Origin of the sequence: Brevibacillus sp. JNUCC-41, assembly GCF_014844095.1 — a bacterium.
GTDB classification, from domain to species: domain Bacteria; phylum Bacillota; class Bacilli; order Bacillales; family DSM-1321; genus Peribacillus; species Peribacillus aracenensis.
This window is the reverse complement of sequence record NZ_CP062163.1, coordinates 2,566,971-2,585,433: the sequence shown is the minus strand read 5'-3', so window position 1 is coordinate 2,585,433 and position 18,463 is coordinate 2,566,971. Positions and strand designations below refer to the sequence as shown.

Genomic DNA, 18,463 nt, shown 5'->3' with positions numbered 1-18,463 from the left:
TTTTGTAGCGATGGGGCCTCTGCCTTGCCTTGTCCAATTGTCCATCTTTTTTTATCAATGGAAGCGTAAATTGATTGGTTTCGGGAAACCTTAGATAGTTTCTGAGTAACCGACCTTACAGGTGCATTGGACGCTCCGAGGAGGCTCCCGGACCGTCCGCGGAAAGCGAGTCCCTGGAGTGGAACGCAACCAAAAAAAACTGTATACAAGCTCAATTATTAACGAGTTTGCCTACAGTCTGAAACGCTTGGATGCCCAAGCGTTTTTATTTTGCCGAATTTCCCCTCTTCATTAATTCCACCGATTGAACCAATTCTTTATCCTTTGTTTATTTTTCTCAAGTACTTCTTTCGATGTCCGGTTTTCTTTTTGTTTTTTCCATTCAAAGAAAGATGCAATTCCGATAAGCAGCCCGCCGCCGATGATTAAATACAGCCACCATGGCATCTCGCCCCACATCGAATTGGTATTCATATAAACATTGAATAAAATGGTCCCAGTTCCAGCGATGAAATAGGATTTGTATTTCATCATGAATCCAAAGAGCATTGCTGCCAATGACACCGTGCCGATAATGAGCGCATCAAATAAGGTGTTTCCTGCCATCGCATCAATGATCAGGGCTGAAAACAAGAGAAAAACAATACCACTTTCGATATATTGTGTGATTTTGCCTTTAACGAAGATTTTCCTCAGCAGAGTGGTACTGACAATGAACAGCGGCAGAATATTCACCTCCTCCTCAAGTACAGGAGGTATCGTGAGCTGATCGACAATGACCCAATATGGATATAAACTGAACAATATCGCTGCAGCCAACTGGGATTTTCTTTCCAACATTCCTGTCGTCGTGCTTCTCATCAAAATGAAGTAGGCCGGAATCAGAAGCGCCACGAAGATTTCCAAAATGAAATGTGCTGGTCCCCCCGTTAAAACATCCATGTTCATGGCAAGAAGAAACAGCAGACCATAGACTCTGTAAAAATCCAATTGAAGTCCTGACCTACCTTTATATAGCAAGCCTTTAAAGAATTTCCTGCTTAGCAGTACCATTATGGCCGTACACCCAAAAAGGACTGCCACGCCAATGAAAGGCCGTAATGTGTCCGCGTACATGATGATGGTCCAATAGGGATACAAACTGAGAATTCCCGTCAGCCAAACGTAGATGCCCTTTTCTTTTACATCCTTTGTGAAACTTCCAATCAAGATGAAGTAAACCGTGATCAAGAGCGATACGACAACCTCGAGTAACTGGCTTGATGTTTCAGTTACTGAAATTCCCCTATTCATGGCAAGTAAGAAAAGCAGGCCATATATCCTGTATGCATCGATGGAAATGCCTGTTTCTTCCCTTTTTATTAAACCATCGAAATAACGCCGGCTTAAAAGCAACATCCCTGACATACAGCCGAAAAGGATCATCAATCCCATTTCAACCGATAGGCTGTCGGCATAGCCGACGATGACTAGGAAGGGATACAGACTGACTAGTGCAGCAATTTTGGAATAGATTTTCCTTTCTGGCTTTTCCGCTGTCATGCTTCTCAGGAAAATGAAATAAGCGGTTAACAGAAGCGATACAAAGACTTGGAGTAACGGATGTTTAGTATCATTAAAAACTTCCGCATTCATATCGATCAAAAAGAATAAACCATAAATCCTGAAAGGATCAAAGATTACGATGCCTGCTGATCCGTCTTTCTTGAGTAACCGTCTGGAATACAGCCTGCTTAACAATAGCATTCCTGCCATACAGCCAAAAAGAACGGCCAAGCTCGTGATGATTGGGAGTGCATGGGCAAAGTCCATGATATTGATGAACGGGAAAAGTCCGATGATGGCCGCTATTCCCAAATAAATGATTCTTTCTTTCTTATGGATCGTGAATCTTTCCATAAGGATGAAGTAGCCAGGCAACAGCAGGGAAACAAAAATCCCCAAAATTGCTGAACCCTTATCGCTCATAAACACTTCCAGATTCAGGGTGAACAGATATAACAAGCCAAAAATCCGATAATAATCAATGACTCTCTTCGTTCCCTCTTGGTTGACCAATCCTTTGAAATGGCGTCTGCTAACCATCACCATCACAGTCATGCATACAAGCAATACGATGATCGCCATAACCAAAGGTAGTGTATTTACATACATATTATAAAAGATGAAGGCCATGCTTAGAGGAACGACAACATAGTTCCGCCAATTCCTTTTCATGAGCAGATACCAGGCAAACAAGAACTGTACAGTCATCACTCCTACCCAGACCAATTCCCTATTAAGCGGAAGACCCCGGATGGCCGTTTCCAATATGGATATGCTTATTCCTAAATGAATGAATGGAATAAGATAATACTCCATGATTCCTTTCCAATTCTTATTGGAAACCGACCACAGGATGGTTATGATCCCTGCTGTAATCATCATGGATATTGGTGTTATGAATGCCCTTTGCCCCTCGTTTGCAAAAAATAAATGGACCTGCAGGAAAAGGGCTGAAAACCCTAGGTACGTAAAAACATATTTTTCCCATTTCACATGTGTCCTTAAAGAACTCAACATATAAATCAACAGTTGTGCAGCATATAGGAACGGAGAACTTTCCGTATAAACAATGAGCAAATATCCAACAGGAATCGCCAGTAAATTGGCAAGGTGACTAGTATATTGGAAGTACAATTTCCCTTTGTACGAATATTTACCAAGCCATTCTCCTAAAAGGAAAAAGATAATAGGACCTAGCAGTACAAACGCAAGCTTCAATACCATTAAACCAAAATCAAAAACATCGTAGAGTGAGGCATATAGGCCTGCACTTGTAATCACGACAGGCACCCAGAATATGTGCTTCCGATGTATATGGACGGCCCAGCCGTTTATTGCCGTAGCAATGGCAATGACTCCGCTTTCCTCCAAAGGCTTCAGTGAATCGAATGGAATCGATACCAAGGAAAGGAAGGAAAGAATCTGCGCGCTATATGAAAAAACAGGAAAGAATTTATGATAACCCCTTCTAAATGTGTAAGCTGCACCGATGGAAATCAGTGAAACCCCCATTAAATAGACGCTGAGCGTTATATTTGACCGGGCCCACTCTAAACTCTCCAACAAATATGGATTGAAAGCAACCAGAGCCAGTACGAAAGTGATTGGAAATCCGTATATGGCGTTTTCCTTCATATGCTTTGAATCGTCTTTTATATATGTGATGAAGAAAAGTCCCGAGATCATGGCGAGTGCGGCACTAACTGCAAGCCAATCCATTTCACTGACTTTAATGGTCAGTATCACTAACATGATCATTGGGGAGATAAGTAAGATACTCTTCTTAAACAGGCCGTACTTTGGGTGACGGTTATATAAATATACTCCAACATATTGAATGGCCTGAAGAACGAAAACAAGACATAAAATGGTAGAAAAAGAGACTGGCAAAGCAAAGAAAAGATACAGGAACGCTAAGTTGAAAACAACAACAGCCGGGTACGTGAAGCCTGAATTTTTCGATTGAAGGGAAACATGGACAAGCTGGGCGGATACTATCATGAGCGCGACGAATATTTGCGCATAGTTCTCCTGGTACACCATCGCGTTACAATATAAGAAAACGATCCCGCTCTCAATCAAACTGGTGAACATGAAGTTCTTGGAAAGCTTCGTCATTTTGGATTTAGCCAGATATTTTGATAGCATAGTAAAAATGATTGGTACAAGTGCAAAAGCAATGATCATATAATCACTTAAAAATGAGTTAAAGATTAAATGGATATATCCATACGTGAAAACGGCACTAAAAGCCATTTCATAATATTTTTTTTGGAATTTGACCGAAAAAATTAAAAACAAAACAGAAAAGACCATCAACGTTAGCGAGTACACCAAGTTACTTGAAAATAACGTCAGGACCACAAAGGCTTCCACGATGATCTTAAACTGGATGAATTGAAAAATGAATGGTTTGAATAACGTTAATGCTTGTTGATTCTTCAATTGCTCAATATTCCATAATAGTATTAAATTAAGAATGCCCATCGCCAAAAACATCCACTCGATAGTCGGCGTCACAAAAGCCAATCCGAAATAGCCGGTTATGCCAAACGTGAATATCGAAATGAAAATGAATATTTTCGACTTAAAGTAGTCAGCAATCTTACAATAAATCGCTAAACAAAGTAATCCCCCAAGAAACCCCAGTAGCCCCCTCCCCCCACCATTAAGTGAAAGGTACTCTCCAAAAATCCGATAATATGAAGCTGATAAAATCGTAATCGGAATGAATAAACCCGCTAGTGTCAGGAATGCAAAAGCGGTCTGTTCAATCTTCAGCTTTGAAGCGATGAACGCCATCCCTGCAAAAATGACGGATACCATTCCAATGAAGAAAACTTTCAGGACCGCATTCAGCTCCCCCCATGAGGAAGTTGCTAAAATCAACCCGCCGAACAGAAGCAATATGACCCCGGTGAGCAAGATGACTGAGATATTCCGTTCCCTGATTTGCTCAGGTGTTTTCCTCGGCTTTGCCGGTTTTACCTGTTTCTCCCGCTTGATGGCCTGCTTTTGAATACCAGGTTTCCTATCAGTGATCTCCTTGACAGGTTCAAGACTTTCCTCGAAAGCCGATCCATTAGTTTCATACGAGGTCTTCTCATCTTTCGTTATCGTTTCGTTCACTCCACTGGATTCACGTAATTTCAATGAAGATTTCTCGATTAGGCTATCTTGTCCCCTCACCTCTGCACTTTCACCGATAATCGTTTCATGTCCTTGGATCTTTTTTTCCTGTCCTAAGCGCTTTTGTTTATGGAGGGCTAATTGGAAATGCCGATCATATGCCCTGCTAATCCGGATATATTCTGATTTAGGGATGAGCCGCCTTTCCCATAAAACACCCAGCTCTTCTTGGAAAATACGCTTCCTTCTTTCTATTGTCATTTCTTCGTTTGAAGAATCATTCATCCCAAGCTTCCCCTTCCTTCAAATAGACCTTCTATCATCTTATGTATATTCTCTTTTTGATAATAACAAAGTTTTTACATTTATTGAATATTGAGGGTGGAATGGAAAAACAGCGGTGTTTCTCCTGCATCAAAAAAGAATGGCTTCTATTGAAGCCATTCAACGTCTTTCCACTGATTTTATTTTATCCTCGCCTCTGATGATGCACAAATAAACGATCATTGAAATGAATATGGAGGCGGCAGCCGTGATATAGATGCTCCTATAGCCGAAGAGGAAGCCTATTTGCCCGAACACGATGGCACCTATGCCCACTCCAAGATCGAAAAATGAAAAGTATGTTGCATTCGCCATCGCCTCCCGATTTGGTGGCGTCTTTTCAATCGACCATGCCTGAAGCGCTGGCTGGACAGAACCGAATCCAAATCCATAAAGCACTGCTGCAATGTAAAGAACGGTTTCACTCGGCATCCACGCAAGCAACAGCATCCCAGTCATGATGAGTAATGTTGAAGGCACGAATATGGCTCGATGCCCCCTTCGGTCATATAATCGCCCCGCGAATAATCTCGTGACCATGAGGGCCATTGCATATACTAAAAAGTACCACTGAATGCCATCTACACCTTTTTCCGCTGTGTATAGCGGAAGGAAGGTTGCAATTCCACCGAATGTAACGGAGATGAAGAAAATGAGCAAAGATGGCTGAAGGGCGCTTTTTTCATATATATCAAACCTTTTGGCTCTGACAGCCGCCAAAGGATCACTTTCCACCTTTTGATACCGAATAAGCGATGCCGCAATGATGGCAAACAAACCTATTAATGAGCAGATCAAAAATAACTCTTGAAAAGGAATGACGTGAACTAGAAAAAGACCCAACGATGGTCCTAATGCAAGTGCTAAGTTTCCCGATAATCCATAATACCCCATCCCCTCACCACGCCGTTTCGCAGGGATTATATCGGAAGCGATCGTTCCTGATGCCGTTGAAGAAAATCCCCATCCGACGCCCTGTACAATCCGCATCATGAATAACAGGCCGATGCTCCCCATGAAGCCGAAGGAACCCACGGACAATGCAAAAATGGCCAAGCCCGCAGAAAAAACGATGCGTCTACCCTTCGTCTCCAATAATCTGCCGGCAATTGGCCGAACAAGCAATGCCGAAAAAGTGAAGATTCCAAGGACAGCCCCCACCAGGCGATCGTCACCGCCAAGCTGCTCAACATACAGCGGGAGGGTCGGCATCGTCATTTGAAACCCCATGAAGATGCACATATTTGCCAAACAAATCATGATGAAATCACGTGTCCAGATTTTATCAGTGCCTCTAACCCGTTCATCCACTAAGGTTTCCCTCATTTCCCTTCACCTTCTAATTAAAATAGTCATTGCCAGTTTACTAAAATTGGTTAAAATAAGCGAATGATTTATTTCGTATACCTAAATATATATAAATAAAAGCCCAGTATGACACTGGGCTACCCCTCCATAACGAAATGCCGATATGTTCGTTTCCGTCCATTTACTTTCCTTATGAAAACTAACGATTTAAGTTCGCCAAGCTTTTCTATTCATCATTCTTACAGCGGAATGACTTGAAATCGTTTTAGTTCAAAGTTCCATGAAACCACCCAGGTATCAACCATTCTGCAAGTGAGGAATGGTGGTATTGTCCTTGCCCTAGCTAATTGTATTCCCTATGTTTCATCTCCACGCCCGAACGAGTTTCTGTTCCTTTCTTCGCCGTTTATTTTGAAACATTTTTTGGTCCGCTTCCATGAATAAGCTATCCATATTCCCTTTGGAATGCGAACGGTAAGCATGCCCGAATGACATACTGATATGAGGGCCTTTTTTCAGGGAGTTTTGCAGAAGGATTTCTTCCTTTAATAATTCACAAAGAGATTCTATTTCCCGCTTGCTTCTATCAATCAGCAGAATGGCAAACTCATCTCCTCCCACTCTCGCTACAACAGCGATGTCCGAGAAAATCCGTTTCAATAGATTGGCCGCTTCTTTAATCAATTCATCCCCTTTCTTATGGCCATACGTATCATTCATAAATTTCAGCTCATCTAGATCACACAATATCATGGCAACCGGAGTGTCAAAATCAAGATTGGATTTGGCAGATATTTTATCGAAAAACTGTCGATTATGGATATTCGTTAATGGGTCATGGGACATTTGATATTCAATATCCTGTATGAATCTCACTCTTTCATCAATATTCCGAATAATTCCTTGAACGGCTACCAATTGCTCCTTTTCATATAAAGGTGTAGCATATTCCTCGAACCACCAATAATTTCCCTCTATATCTCTCCAGCGTTGAATGACCGGCTTAGTATAATCAATCCCAACGTATACCTTTTCATTTAGGATATCAAAATCATCAGGATGAATTCTTTCAAAAGGCGAGGAGGGGTCATTGTACGCTTCTTCCAAGACGCCTTGACCTAGAAGTGTATTGATAGACGGACTTAGATACCTGAACTTGGAACTTGGGATTGATTCGTAGCAGTAGATAATATCCTTAGAACCTTCCACTATATTAAAAACATTTTTTTGCTCTTCGAATCCTTTCTTCAGATAGTCCTCTTCCCTTTTTTTGCGAGTGAAGATCATACTTTTAAATATATCTAATGACAACTTATTGAATTTCATTCTACAGCCCCCATACTTTGAAGTCATTTTCATTAAAATCTTTTCTTTAGATTTGATGGCGGACTTACACTCATTACTTTTAACATAATTATCTTTTCCATATTATAATTCTAAACAACTAAAAGGAAAAACTATAAATATATTTTCTTAGAAAGGGGACACCCCCATCTTATTACCATATATGTAATAAGATTGAAAGCAAAGGAACCACTGACATCTTCTCCATTATCGGAAACTCGTCTATTCCTCTCCAGCCTGCCAGTACTTTGTTCCAACAAATATTGGCTTCTGTTTATGGTTCATTTCTAAATGGGCATTATTGTAAAACACCTGCTGTTCATGGAGATGAAATGGCCGCATAATTAAAAAAAGCCGTTCCCAATTGGATCGGCTTTTTCATGCTTCACTATTTCTTTATCTCGATTTTCCCATTATTTGTTTCCAATTTCACTAAGTTTTCACCTTTGCCAATGACAGTGTCGCCCTCATACTTACCAAGGATATCCACTCTCCCATTGTCAACATGAACATCGAAAGTTGTATTTGTCGGTTCATTTTCCGTTTTGATCATGATTTTACCATTATTACTTTTGAAGTCGATCTCCCTATCCAGGTTTTTCGTGTCCAATGTAATTTTACCGTTATTCGATGACCCAACCAGTTTTCCCTCCACATTATTAAGATCTACTTTTCCATTAGCAGATTTCACTTCAACTTTTTCGGTTATTATATCATTTAATTCTACCCGGCCATTTTGAGATTTCACATACAGATCATCACTTTTCAATCCTGATAATTGCAATTTTCCATTATCGGATTCGACGACAAAGGATTTATAAGATTCATCAGGCAGATACACCTTTAAATGTATGGATTGAATATGAAAACCAAAGCTAAAGGTACGTCGATCTTTTAATTGTACCGAAAGCTTCTTCCCTTCCACATCGGCAGTGAAATCCAACTTGGAAACATCCATCCCTTTTGAAACCAATTCTATCCTGGTCTCCTTATCATTCGTTGGAACAATTTCTACAGCTGCATTGTCAGTGTCGATCTGAATGTCCGTCACAATCTCCGAAATCGTTTTTTCCTCTGTAGTCGTTTCCTTATTCGTCACTTGGGAAAACGTAAAAAGGCTACCTATTACTCCGACCAGTAACAATACAAGAGCAATGATCGATAATTTTTTTACATTAATCATTTTTCAAACCGCCTTTCACAAGGGAAGCGTTAAATTTTAAATAGCGAACGAATCCTTTAGTTAAAGCATTCGTGGCGACAAACATTCCCATGGCAATGAAAATGCCAATCCCGCATAGTCCCAATGCGGAGAAAAGATCGAATAATTGAAAATTGCCCATGGCAAGGTTAAAAAGAACGCCAAATGGAGCAAGAATGAACGCGATCGCCGAAGCCCATCCTGCAATGACAACTCCGACCAATGCTATAAATGGTCCCAAAACGATCACTAAATTAAAGAATCCCAAACCAATGACTGCCCAAACCGCCCGCATTACATTACCTGCAGAAGTCGTTTGTTCGACCTGACCAAGATGATAGGATGCCGTCAGTTCCTTGGAAATCTGTTTAGGATTACCAAGGGATTTGGAGATTTCCCGCTCTGACTTCCCTTCTTCCATTCCAATTTCGAAATACTCTTCGTAATCTTGAAGGATATCTTCCCGTTCCTCTAAGGAAAGTCTGGTTAAAGAGGCATTCAATTGGTTTAAAAATTGTTCTTTATTCATTGGTTCACACCTTCCTTGATTAATTGATTGACCCCATTAGAAAATTCATACCATTCCTTCAGCAGCTCTTGAAGGTATCTCCGGCCTTTTTCCGTTAATTTATAATACTTGCGCGGAGGCCCTTCCGTTGATTCTTGCAAATATGTCGTAAAATACTCCTCCTTCGTCAAACGTCGTAAAAGTGGATATACCGACCCTTCCGATATTTCAATTTGATCCGAAATCTTTTGTACAAGTTCATATCCATAGCGATCCTGCTTATCCAGTAAGACCAGGACACATAGTTCCAGGACACCTTTCTTAAATTGTACATTCATAGCACCATCACTCCTTCCAAGAGTCTTTTAGTACAGTTCAATAAACAGTACTGAACACCGAACAATACATCTTATGTAAATAATTTACCACATGGTACTGTTCATTGCAAGGTACTATAAATATTTTTTGGTCTTACATGCATTTCAATTAGGGTAGAAGGAAATTAACATTATATTCAAAGCTGCAAGAGAATACGATGTATAATAGTAAAATATGGAAGGGGGAGTTACTTTGGCCAACAAAGAAATAACAAAAAAGCAATTCGAATTTCTTGAACATGAATTTAATTACCTTGAAAAGGAAGGAGTCATCTCCCAGCAAGAGAAAGTGAGGATGTTAGGTTCCTATGAAGTAAAAGGTAATTTGAACTTCATCACTATTCTATTATCCATTGGGGCACTTCTTTTAGGTTTAGGCGTATTGACCTTTGTAGCCAGTAACTGGATCTATTTAAGTAAAGCGGTTAAATTCCTGCTTATCATTGCAGGCCTCACCGGAGTGAACTTTGCTGGCGTGAAGGTGCAGGCACGCTTGCCCAAAACGTCACGAAGTCTGCATTATGCAGGTATTCTGATTTTTGGTGCAGGGATTTTTCTAATCGAGCAGATGTTTAACATCAGCATAAATTTCAACAGTTCCTTTTTATTATGGGCGATCGGTACGATATTCATTGGTTACTATTTGAAGGATGTCTTTGTTCTCCTTTTTACATCTTTCCTGCTTTTCATTTATATTAACGGAAGTATATTCGTTGATGAAACGTCTTATCCGCTTGCCATTCTTATATTTCTACCGGCTTTATACATTGTGTTAAAGAAATTCGATTACCCTAAATATCTGGCCTTTTTCATTAACGCTTTAGCCATCAATACAATTGCCTTATTTCTTATGGAGTTCGTACCGAAGCTGGGTTTTGAAAATTCGAATACGATTGTCCTTTCCATTCTGTTTGTATTGGGGATCGTGCTTGCCTATATTCCGGTAAGAGCAAAATTACAGAACATCACACACATACAAGGGCATATCTTACATGGTATTACCGCACTCTTCCTTACCTTTGATTTTTCAATCTGGTTTCCTTTAGCTTATTTCGTTTTTCTGCTTTATCTCATTCTAAAAGGCAGTTTGACCAGCATCGTGATAATATGTGCACTGATTTTCAGATATTACATCTACTCCTTTGACTTCCTGCCAAAATCGCTTACATTCATCATTGGCGGAATCATGCTTATCGGTTTTGGTTTCTTCTTTGAAAATCAACGAAAAAAAGGAGGGGAACTCAATGAGTAATCCATCATTCCGGCCACTCATCGTATTTTCCATCCCAGTCTTGATTCTGTTAATCTTGGCGTTTCCTCCGGTCTGGACAACAATGACAGGAGATGTAATCAAGATCAAAACAGCCCCGGTCGACCCGACTGATTTGTTTAGGGGAAGCTATGTGGCTTTGGAATACGAAATTGAATCAGTTAAGCCATCACAAGTCGATGACTCGATTAAAACTAGGTTCAATACAAGAAATATGGGTGATTATACAAGGGTATATGTACGTTTAAAACAAAACACTGATGGACTATATGCCGTCGATTACGTAACGAAAGAAAAACCCGGCAAAGGCGTTTACCTAAAAGGGGAATTGGAAATCCCCTATGACTTGCAAAATGCTGAAACCATTCAGATCAGATACGGTCTGGACAATTATTTCGCATCCGAAGAAAAGGCAAAGGAAATGGAGAAGGACGCATTGGCCAATCCTTCAGTGGCCGTCGTAAAAGTTCGTAATGGCAACGTTGTTTTAACCGATATCATCATTGAATGAATAAACCACCGGATATGACCTGCAAAAAGAGCATCGGTTTTTCGATGCTCTTTTTGCTGGACTTTTTTATATGAACATCAGAATGTTACTTAATGACTCGTTTTGCCCCTATATATTTTTCCTTCCAATACTTATCACTCATTTTGACCACCTTGACCCCTTTGGTGGTGGTCCCGACAAATGTACCATTTCCATAATAGATTCCTACAAAAGAGACTTGCCCTTTCTTACCTGTCGCATAGAAGACCAAATCGCCCGCTTTTAAATCATTTTGCTTCACGGCCTTTCCGGTTTTATACTGTTCCGCACTCGTTCTCGGAATCTTCATTTCTGTTGCGGCATTTTTATATACATACTGGGTAAGACCGCTAGCATCAAACCCTTTTGGAGTCGTCCCCCCATATTTATATTTGCTCCCAACCTGCTTCTTTGCCAAAGCGGCAACTTCATCACCATAATTGATAGAGGCTGAAGCATTAGCCGGACTGAAAATGAATGCCATCAATAATGCTCCGATTAAAACTATGGCCGCAAGCCATTTTGAAACTGGTAAACTATAACTCATTCTTTTTCCTCCCCATGCTGAAAATGAACCACAATTTTAAATGTATGTTGAATTTCGGTTTTTAGACCACAATCATTTTCAGCAATCATCATCTCTGCCCAAAAAACAAATAACCAGATAACGCCGTTGTGTAGCAAGTAACGGTGTTATCTGGTTTATTCCACTCTTCAATGGATGAAAGAATAGTGTCCATTACTTAGGTTCCTTGTATTGGCGGGCATTTTCACTGTCGCTTAGACCTTTAGTTGTATGATCGACCACACCGCCGACCCCAAAGAATGTAAGCGCTATGAAGTTAATGATGCCTAAAGCCCCGTTCAATGCATCATCAGTAATGGTAAAGCCTATAGGGGTAATGAAATTGTTTATGAACGCGGCAACCATCTGCGCCAATATTAAAAGCCCAGGAAGGAGTACCGTGAAAATAAACGTAGGATTCTTAAGACGCACTTTCCAGTTGATCATTGCTTTCCCCCCTCTCTATCATATTAAGCCCACTTCATTTAAGAGGGTTACGGACTTGCTATATATTATGCGGCTTGTCCATCTTACGTTCGGAAATTCCATTCATAATCTATCACGCTAGTTTCCCATAAACATAAAAAAGCCCATCCGAGGATGGACCTTCTCTTAAACTTCAGAGTAGTTTTTTTATAAACACTAGAGTGCTCCTCACTTTAACAAGTAAGTAACAATCTCCTCAGCGTGCAAGTTGATTTCTTCCTTTTAAAAATAAGCTTCTGCCTCTATAAGTAAATTGGTAGTCACAGTCCGCAAACCATTTCTATCAATCTCCCCCGGAATGGATACCTGGGGCAAGTACTCTGCCAGCCAAAACGTTTATACTACTGAGCCAATTTGTCTTTTTCGAACTCTCCTACCATTTGCCCCCCGTTTAAAAATATCAGGTAATCGGCAAGCCTGCCGATATCCATTTCGCAACCACAAATTGGGTTTTATCTCCATATCAAATTGAATTTAACCTGATATAGGAACACCATCTTTCGAATATCAACATGAAAAGGTATGAGAATGAACGGCGGCATATGCCCTGGATTTTTCAGGATCAGGGCATATCGGCGGGGCATTATTCCGGCAGCTTTCGCAAACTTTTTTGCATATCATTTTAAATAAAGGATAGTGATTAAGCGGGAGAGAATAAAAAAAGAACGTCCGATCCGTGATCGAGCGTTCTTAAAACCTGAATATATTAAATGCTAGATTTTTCACACTCCAATTTTTCCCCCAAAAACAATTTGATCCGTTCAGCAGCCTCTTTCAATCTCTCGGCAGGCTGGACCAAGGCCATCCGGACATACCCTTCACCCTGCTTCCCAAAAGCATCGCCTGGGACGACCGTAACCCCTGCTTTTTCAATCAATGCATAGGAAAAATCACGTGATTTCCAGCCAGCAGGAATTTGGGCCCAAATAAACATGGTAGCTGAGGTTTTCGGCACATGCCATCCCCCTTCCGCAAGACCTGATATCAAGGCATCACGCCGGGACTGGTATTCCTTAACCTGTTCTGATAGTAGCGAAAGATTGGAAGTTAGCGCCATCTCGGCAGCTTTTTGGATTGGATAAAAAACCCCATAATCGATGTGTGATTTCAACGTTCCCAGTATGTTCAGCGCCTCTCGATTGCCCACCGCATACCCGATGCGGCAGCCCGCCATATTAAAAGTTTTGGAAAGTGAGTTAAATTCAATCCCCACTTCCTTGGCACCAGGAATGGACATAAAACTAATTTGCGGATGATCATCAAAAATCAACTCTGAATAAGCAAAATCGTGAACCACCATGATCTCGTTCTTTTTCGCAAACGATATGACTTCCGAAAAGAAAGCTTCATCAGCAAGGGCGGTGACAGGATTTCCCGGATAACTGATGATCATCATTTTGGTCTTTTTCACTATTTCATCAGGAATAACGTTGAGCTGCGGCAGGAATCCATTAGCGGCAGTAAGCGGCATCGGATGAATGATTCCGCCGGCAAGCTCTACACTCGCTTCATAAATTGGATATCCTGGATCTGGCACCAGCACATAATCTCCAGGGTTTATCATCGCCGTTGCCAAGTGTGCAAGGCCATCCTGCGATCCCATCAGTTGGAGGACTTCCCTTTCTGCTTCCAGCTCCACTCCATAACGCATCCGATAAAAATACCGGACTGCCTCATTGAATTCAGGCGTACCTTTTAACGTATACCCGTAAGAATTGGGATCCTGCACATATTTCACTAGCGTATCCACTACAAAATCAGGCGGTGGTAAATCCGGACTTCCCACACTCAAATCGATAACATCCACTCCTCGTTTCATCGCATCCTGCTTGCGGGTCGCCAACTCTGAAAATATTCCTGTTGTGAATCTTCCGACTTTTTCAGATGGAGTCATATTCATTCTACGATTCCCCTCTCTTAATGATTTTCTATCTATCATTATAGCAATCAATCTCCAATATTTTAAGAATTCATCAGTATCTGTTCCAGAGCCTCATCAAGATGAGGGAATTTAAATGCATACCCCGCCTTTTCCAACCTCTCAGGTATGACCCACCGGCTTTTTAATATCAATTCCGTTTCGGTCCCCATAAAGAAAGCCCCCATTTCAAGCATGGGTGTTGGACAGGGCAATCCTATCCTAATATTCATGAGCTTTCTCAAATGAGCCATCAGTTCACGATTTGTAACTGGATGAGGCGATGAACAATTGAACACCCCGTTCAACTCTTGATTCTTTCTCAGAAAAAGGACAATGTTAAATAAATCTTCTATATGTATCCAACTGAATTTCTGATTTCCCGATCCTTGATGGCCTCCCAGTCCGAGTTTAACCAAATTCCTATATGGGTTCATCACTCCCCCATCGCCCAATACAATGGCGATCCGTAAAGCAATTTGTCTCGTCTTGGGTAATCGAAAATCAAAAAATGAGCGCTCCCACGCTTTCGCAACATCTACAGAAAAGCCTGAACCGATCACACCATCTCCCTCCGTCATTGCTTTATCTTCAGCATGCCTGTATATCGTTGCCGTACTTGAATTTATCCATAATGAAGGAGGATTTTCGCATTGTTCAATCGCCTTACCTAGCATTTCAGTCGTATCAGTTCGTGAATCCAATATTTCTTTCTTATTCTTGGCATTGTAGCGGCAATTGACCGTTTTTCCTGCTAGGTTGATTAACATATCCGAATTATCGATCGTTTCCCTTATTCCTTCTTTATCTTCCCAGCCAGTATGCGGGGTTTGCCTGGAGATGATCCTTACTTCATATCCCAAATTCCTGAAATGCTTTTCAAAGTATTGACCGACAAAACCAGTCCCGCCAGCTAAAACCACTTTCTTCAGCATATAACCAACCCTCTTTCTTTTAGAGTGAATAGGCCGAGCTATAACCAGTTTCAACCTTTTTGTGAATTACTTCACAAGTATATCACCTAATTACATTAATTGGTATTACGAATAAATTACATACGCGTGCAACAATTGGTGAACTTGTCCAAGCAAAAAGGAATATTACACATAAATTAGTAATGTGGAAATTTATAAAACAAAGGGGATGAATTCAGTGTCAAACAAAAGACTAAGAAGAACTGGCAGTTCCGAAAGTGAAAATAGCCGTAGGTCAGCCTTGAGAAGAATCTTAAATAATTTTTTAAACAATAATACAGGTACTTCAATCAAGGAACCTACTTCCATCAAGGAACCTACTTCCATCGTACAACCCACTTCTAACAAGAAGGTTAAATTTAAAAGGGGTTAAGAGATTGCTTTTTTGAGATTAAGATGGAATTCATTTGGAATTATTCTAAAGGAATTCCATCTTAATAAAACATTATTACTTATTTCAAATATTTTTATTATTTTTCCATATGTACAAGCTATATATTTCTGGTGAATAGCTGTTATATCTAATAGAGCTAAAGGAGAAATCATGATGTATTTTCGAGAATGGAAACCTAAAAAAGATATCAAGAAATTAACGGATATTACGGTAAGTAATTTTCAGGTTTCGCCTAATAAAGTGAATGAAATATTGCAAAAGGCACATAAGGTACTCGTAGTTTGTAATGATAAAGGTAAAGTAGTGGGGTTTCTTTCTTATAATCTTTACTTATATAAAGTGGCTCATATTAATTATGTAGTACTTGACAAGAAATATAGAGGAAAAGGAATTCTGCAATCCCTTTTACCCGAATTAGTAACTTATGTGAGAAAACAAGGGATTCTTGTAGTGTCCGGTTTTGTGAACAAAAACAACCCAGAAGCATTACAAAAGTTTAAAGCCCTTGGGTTTAAACCGGTTTTAATTTATCATGATGACATTCTAATTCAATCCTTAATTTAAAAAAGTCCTCCTGCAACCTATTAGAATCTTGTAATACAGAGCTCATCTAATACGAATCATTCATCTGTTTCCCCCTTCTTAACTGGACTTCTCTGTCTCATACTAACCCTAATAAGGGATACTAAGGTTTTACGGATATATGAATCATATCCCCACGCAAAGGAACAACTAGGGAATGAAATCGCCTGTAAATTCTACACGAATTCATAGGCATTTTCCCTGTAGTTTTTGAAACCCTAATCCTTGATTTAATCCCTCTCCAGGCTGCTTCTATATTAGAGCTCCCATATAAAAGGCAACCAGGAAAATAAACTGGTCCTGATTGAATTAAACAGGAGCGATACTTTACATAATAGAAGGATACGCAAAGATTAACACTTGAACAGATCATTAAATTTTCTGTTTTTTCAAAATTAACCCATATTCTCAGCATCCATTCGTGTATAGTTGAAATATACCTGCTAAAAGGGGAGATAATTATGAAATCGACAGAACTAATCATCTTAAATCTAGAAGAGGTCAGAAGAAGAAACATTAAAATATGGACATCAATACCTAAAAGCACACTCCATTGGAAACCGGACGACAAGGCAATGAGCTGTTTAGAAATGGTTAGACATGTCCTTGATAGTGAGCATTACTATCATTTATCCATTAAAAATCAAGGTAGCCTACAAGTTTATGAATCACCATTTGAAAAACAGCCACTTACATCTGTTGAAGCGGAATTGAACTTTGCCGAACCATACAGGCGTGACTTTTTGGAAACAATCATGTCCTTCAACGAGGATGACTTATCCAATATTAAAATCGACCGCTCCGATATGGGATATATCAGGGATTTAGGAGACATGTTGTTAAGAATCGCTTATCATGAGTCTGTACATACTGGTCAATTATTAGACTACTTAAGAACTGCTGGAGTTCCTAGAATTAACGTTTGGGATTAATCACATCGTTTTCAAAGGGTGTTTCATCATGGTGAAGCACCTTTTTATTTTCGACTGCATAAACATCCCCTATTGACCTATAACCTGAGTTCGAAGATAGCTTTGCCATAATCAAATCTATGATTTTTATATATTCTCTAAATGTGGACGAAAAGCGGTCCTATATTTTTACTGAAGCCTCCGGGGAGCGGGTTTCAAATAGTCTCCTTAGCAGACAACCCAACCATATTTCATGATGCATCACCATTTTCAAACATTCCAATCGTTCACCAAGAAAATGTTTCATGCTAGGAAATTGTGGAAAAGTAATGATAAGGAGGGATAAGAAATGATGTTATCAAAAAAAACAGCGGCCAGAATGGTTAGCTCCGTTATTCTAACCGGTTCTCTATTAGGGGCAGGTGCATCGTTTTCAACAGAATCGGTTGAGGCTGCATCCACAATGGATTCCGCTTCTGACATAGCTAAGGAACACGCTCTTACCACCTTACATGAAATCTACAACAAAGCTTTTTCAGGAGAAATGCCTTATACTGCCATGGGTTTGAAAATTAATGAAAACACCCAAAAAGACGTATATGATACATTTGGTTCTCCCCCTGAACCAGGTAACACAGAAACTTTTGACTATTACCATGCAGAAATGGGGCATCCGGGATTTGCATTTGCCTATAACGATGACAAGACCATCTCACAGATCCGATATTTTGGGACAAATGTAGAACGGGACCATAACCTAAGAAGCATTACACCAAAAGTTTTAGGAAAACAACTTGGCAGTGCTGACGAAATACGCCATATTTCCAGTACGAATGAAATCAACTACATTTACAAGACAGGAAATTATGAACTGCAATTCATTGTCGGTGAAGATCAAACTGTAGATCATATCAATCTACTACAAGCTAAATAATGTTTACGGCAAAATAGTCGTTACAGGTTGTAGAGAACGAAAATTTTCTCTACAACCTTTTTTGTTTCGAGCCCTCCTCTTCTTCCCTTTCAATTTCCAAACCACTGTTACCAGAATCGGTCTTTCCATTTACAAAAACCATACCCACCCCAAACGGATTCTTA

Annotated in this window: 15 protein-coding genes; 5 read left to right on the top strand and 10 right to left on the bottom strand. The window is 40.0% G+C overall.

The genetic code is table 11. The features are described from left to right. Positions 1-291 precede the first annotated feature (291 nt). The 6 genes from JNUCC41_RS12550 to JNUCC41_RS12525 form a co-directional block, all read right to left on the bottom strand. Positions 292-4,959: a hypothetical protein gene (locus tag JNUCC41_RS12550; protein ID WP_192207856.1), complete on the bottom strand. Its 4,668-nt coding sequence runs from the start codon at positions 4,957-4,959 to the stop codon at positions 292-294. A 159-nt stretch (positions 4,960-5,118) separates the two neighbouring features. Then, complete coding sequence (locus JNUCC41_RS12545) at positions 5,119-6,324, bottom strand: MFS transporter (protein ID WP_192207855.1); 1,206 nt, start codon at positions 6,322-6,324, stop codon at positions 5,119-5,121. Positions 6,325-6,669: 345 nt separating this feature from the next. Then, the gene (locus JNUCC41_RS12540; RefSeq protein WP_192207854.1) at positions 6,670-7,632 is read right to left on the bottom strand and encodes a sensor domain-containing diguanylate cyclase; all 963 of its coding nucleotides are present in this window, start codon (positions 7,630-7,632) and stop codon (positions 6,670-6,672) included. Between the two features lie 406 nt (positions 7,633-8,038). Next, positions 8,039-8,833 carry a DUF4097 family beta strand repeat-containing protein gene (locus tag JNUCC41_RS12535; RefSeq protein WP_192207853.1) on the bottom strand — a complete coding sequence of 265 codons (795 nt, stop codon included), beginning with the start codon at positions 8,831-8,833 and terminating at the stop codon, positions 8,039-8,041. Continuing rightward, positions 8,826-9,380 carry an HAAS signaling domain-containing protein gene (locus JNUCC41_RS12530; RefSeq protein WP_192207852.1) on the bottom strand — a complete coding sequence of 185 codons (555 nt, stop codon included), beginning with the start codon at positions 9,378-9,380 and terminating at the stop codon, positions 8,826-8,828. The genes JNUCC41_RS12535 and JNUCC41_RS12530 overlap by 8 nt, the downstream gene beginning before the upstream one ends. Continuing rightward, the gene (locus JNUCC41_RS12525) at positions 9,377-9,697 is read right to left on the bottom strand and encodes a PadR family transcriptional regulator (protein ID WP_192207851.1); all 321 of its coding nucleotides are present in this window, start codon (positions 9,695-9,697) and stop codon (positions 9,377-9,379) included. Before JNUCC41_RS12525 ends, JNUCC41_RS12530 begins: the two co-directional genes overlap by 4 nt. A gap of 232 nt (positions 9,698-9,929) precedes the next feature. On the opposite strand from JNUCC41_RS12525, the gene JNUCC41_RS12520 reads away from it, so the two are divergent. Beyond that, on the top strand, positions 9,930-10,988 hold the full coding sequence (locus tag JNUCC41_RS12520; protein WP_192207850.1) for a DUF2157 domain-containing protein: 1,059 nt from the start codon (positions 9,930-9,932) through the stop codon (positions 10,986-10,988). Further along, positions 10,981-11,517: a GDYXXLXY domain-containing protein gene (locus JNUCC41_RS12515; RefSeq protein WP_192207849.1), complete on the top strand. Its 537-nt coding sequence runs from the start codon at positions 10,981-10,983 to the stop codon at positions 11,515-11,517. Before JNUCC41_RS12520 ends, JNUCC41_RS12515 begins: the two co-directional genes overlap by 8 nt. Positions 11,518-11,602: 85 nt before the next feature. Here the strand turns inward: JNUCC41_RS12515 and JNUCC41_RS12510 are convergent, their stop codons facing one another. From JNUCC41_RS12510 to JNUCC41_RS12495, 4 genes are all read right to left on the bottom strand, one after another. Beyond that, positions 11,603-12,082, bottom strand: coding sequence for a C40 family peptidase (locus tag JNUCC41_RS12510; RefSeq protein ID WP_192207848.1), 480 nt, complete (start codon positions 12,080-12,082; stop codon positions 11,603-11,605). A gap of 192 nt (positions 12,083-12,274) precedes the next feature. Continuing rightward, the gene (locus JNUCC41_RS12505; RefSeq protein ID WP_063577356.1) at positions 12,275-12,547 is read right to left on the bottom strand and encodes a phage holin; all 273 of its coding nucleotides are present in this window, start codon (positions 12,545-12,547) and stop codon (positions 12,275-12,277) included. A 745-nt stretch (positions 12,548-13,292) separates the two neighbouring features. Beyond that, on the bottom strand, positions 13,293-14,486 hold the full coding sequence (locus JNUCC41_RS12500) for an LL-diaminopimelate aminotransferase (RefSeq protein ID WP_192207847.1): 1,194 nt from the start codon (positions 14,484-14,486) through the stop codon (positions 13,293-13,295). A gap of 62 nt (positions 14,487-14,548) precedes the next feature. Beyond that, the gene (locus JNUCC41_RS12495) at positions 14,549-15,439 is read right to left on the bottom strand and encodes a TIGR01777 family oxidoreductase (protein WP_192207846.1); all 891 of its coding nucleotides are present in this window, start codon (positions 15,437-15,439) and stop codon (positions 14,549-14,551) included. A 586-nt stretch (positions 15,440-16,025) separates the two neighbouring features. Between JNUCC41_RS12495 and JNUCC41_RS12490 the strand changes: the two genes are divergently transcribed. The 3 genes from JNUCC41_RS12490 to JNUCC41_RS12480 all read left to right on the top strand — a co-directional run bounded on the left by JNUCC41_RS12490 (position 16,026) and on the right by JNUCC41_RS12480 (position 18,299). Then, complete coding sequence (locus JNUCC41_RS12490) at positions 16,026-16,436, top strand: GNAT family N-acetyltransferase (RefSeq protein ID WP_192207845.1); 411 nt, start codon at positions 16,026-16,028, stop codon at positions 16,434-16,436. A gap of 479 nt (positions 16,437-16,915) precedes the next feature. Further along, positions 16,916-17,386, top strand: a complete 471-nt coding sequence (locus JNUCC41_RS12485) for a DinB family protein (protein ID WP_192207844.1) — start codon at positions 16,916-16,918, stop codon at positions 17,384-17,386. Between the two features lie 328 nt (positions 17,387-17,714). Beyond that, positions 17,715-18,299 (top strand): YjgB family protein, encoded by a 585-nt coding sequence (locus JNUCC41_RS12480; RefSeq protein ID WP_228467613.1) that lies wholly within the window; start codon positions 17,715-17,717, stop codon positions 18,297-18,299. Positions 18,300-18,463 lie beyond the last annotated feature (164 nt).

Excerpts from the sequence above, each read along its gene's own strand:
- JNUCC41_RS12550 (WP_192207856.1), bottom strand. The coding sequence starts at position 4,959 with ATGAATGATTCTTCAAACGAAGAAATGACAATAGAAAGAAGGAAGCGT.
- JNUCC41_RS12545 (WP_192207855.1), bottom strand. The coding sequence starts at position 6,324 with ATGAGGGAAACCTTAGTGGATGAACGGGTTAGAGGCACTGATAAAATC.
- JNUCC41_RS12540 (WP_192207854.1), bottom strand. The coding sequence starts at position 7,632 with ATGAAATTCAATAAGTTGTCATTAGATATATTTAAAAGTATGATCTTC.
- JNUCC41_RS12535 (WP_192207853.1), bottom strand. The coding sequence starts at position 8,833 with ATGATTAATGTAAAAAAATTATCGATCATTGCTCTTGTATTGTTACTG.
- JNUCC41_RS12530 (WP_192207852.1), bottom strand. The coding sequence starts at position 9,380 with ATGAATAAAGAACAATTTTTAAACCAATTGAATGCCTCTTTAACCAGA.
- JNUCC41_RS12525 (WP_192207851.1), bottom strand. The coding sequence starts at position 9,697 with ATGAATGTACAATTTAAGAAAGGTGTCCTGGAACTATGTGTCCTGGTC.
- JNUCC41_RS12515 (WP_192207849.1), top strand. The coding sequence starts at position 10,981 with ATGAGTAATCCATCATTCCGGCCACTCATCGTATTTTCCATCCCAGTC.
- JNUCC41_RS12510 (WP_192207848.1), bottom strand. The coding sequence starts at position 12,082 with ATGAGTTATAGTTTACCAGTTTCAAAATGGCTTGCGGCCATAGTTTTA.
- JNUCC41_RS12505 (WP_063577356.1), bottom strand. The coding sequence starts at position 12,547 with ATGATCAACTGGAAAGTGCGTCTTAAGAATCCTACGTTTATTTTCACG.
- JNUCC41_RS12500 (WP_192207847.1), bottom strand. The coding sequence starts at position 14,486 with ATGAATATGACTCCATCTGAAAAAGTCGGAAGATTCACAACAGGAATA.
- JNUCC41_RS12495 (WP_192207846.1), bottom strand. The coding sequence starts at position 15,439 with ATGCTGAAGAAAGTGGTTTTAGCTGGCGGGACTGGTTTTGTCGGTCAA.
- JNUCC41_RS12490 (WP_192207845.1), top strand. The coding sequence starts at position 16,026 with ATGTATTTTCGAGAATGGAAACCTAAAAAAGATATCAAGAAATTAACG.
- JNUCC41_RS12485 (WP_192207844.1), top strand. The coding sequence starts at position 16,916 with ATGAAATCGACAGAACTAATCATCTTAAATCTAGAAGAGGTCAGAAGA.
- JNUCC41_RS12480 (WP_228467613.1), top strand. The coding sequence starts at position 17,715 with ATGATGTTATCAAAAAAAACAGCGGCCAGAATGGTTAGCTCCGTTATT.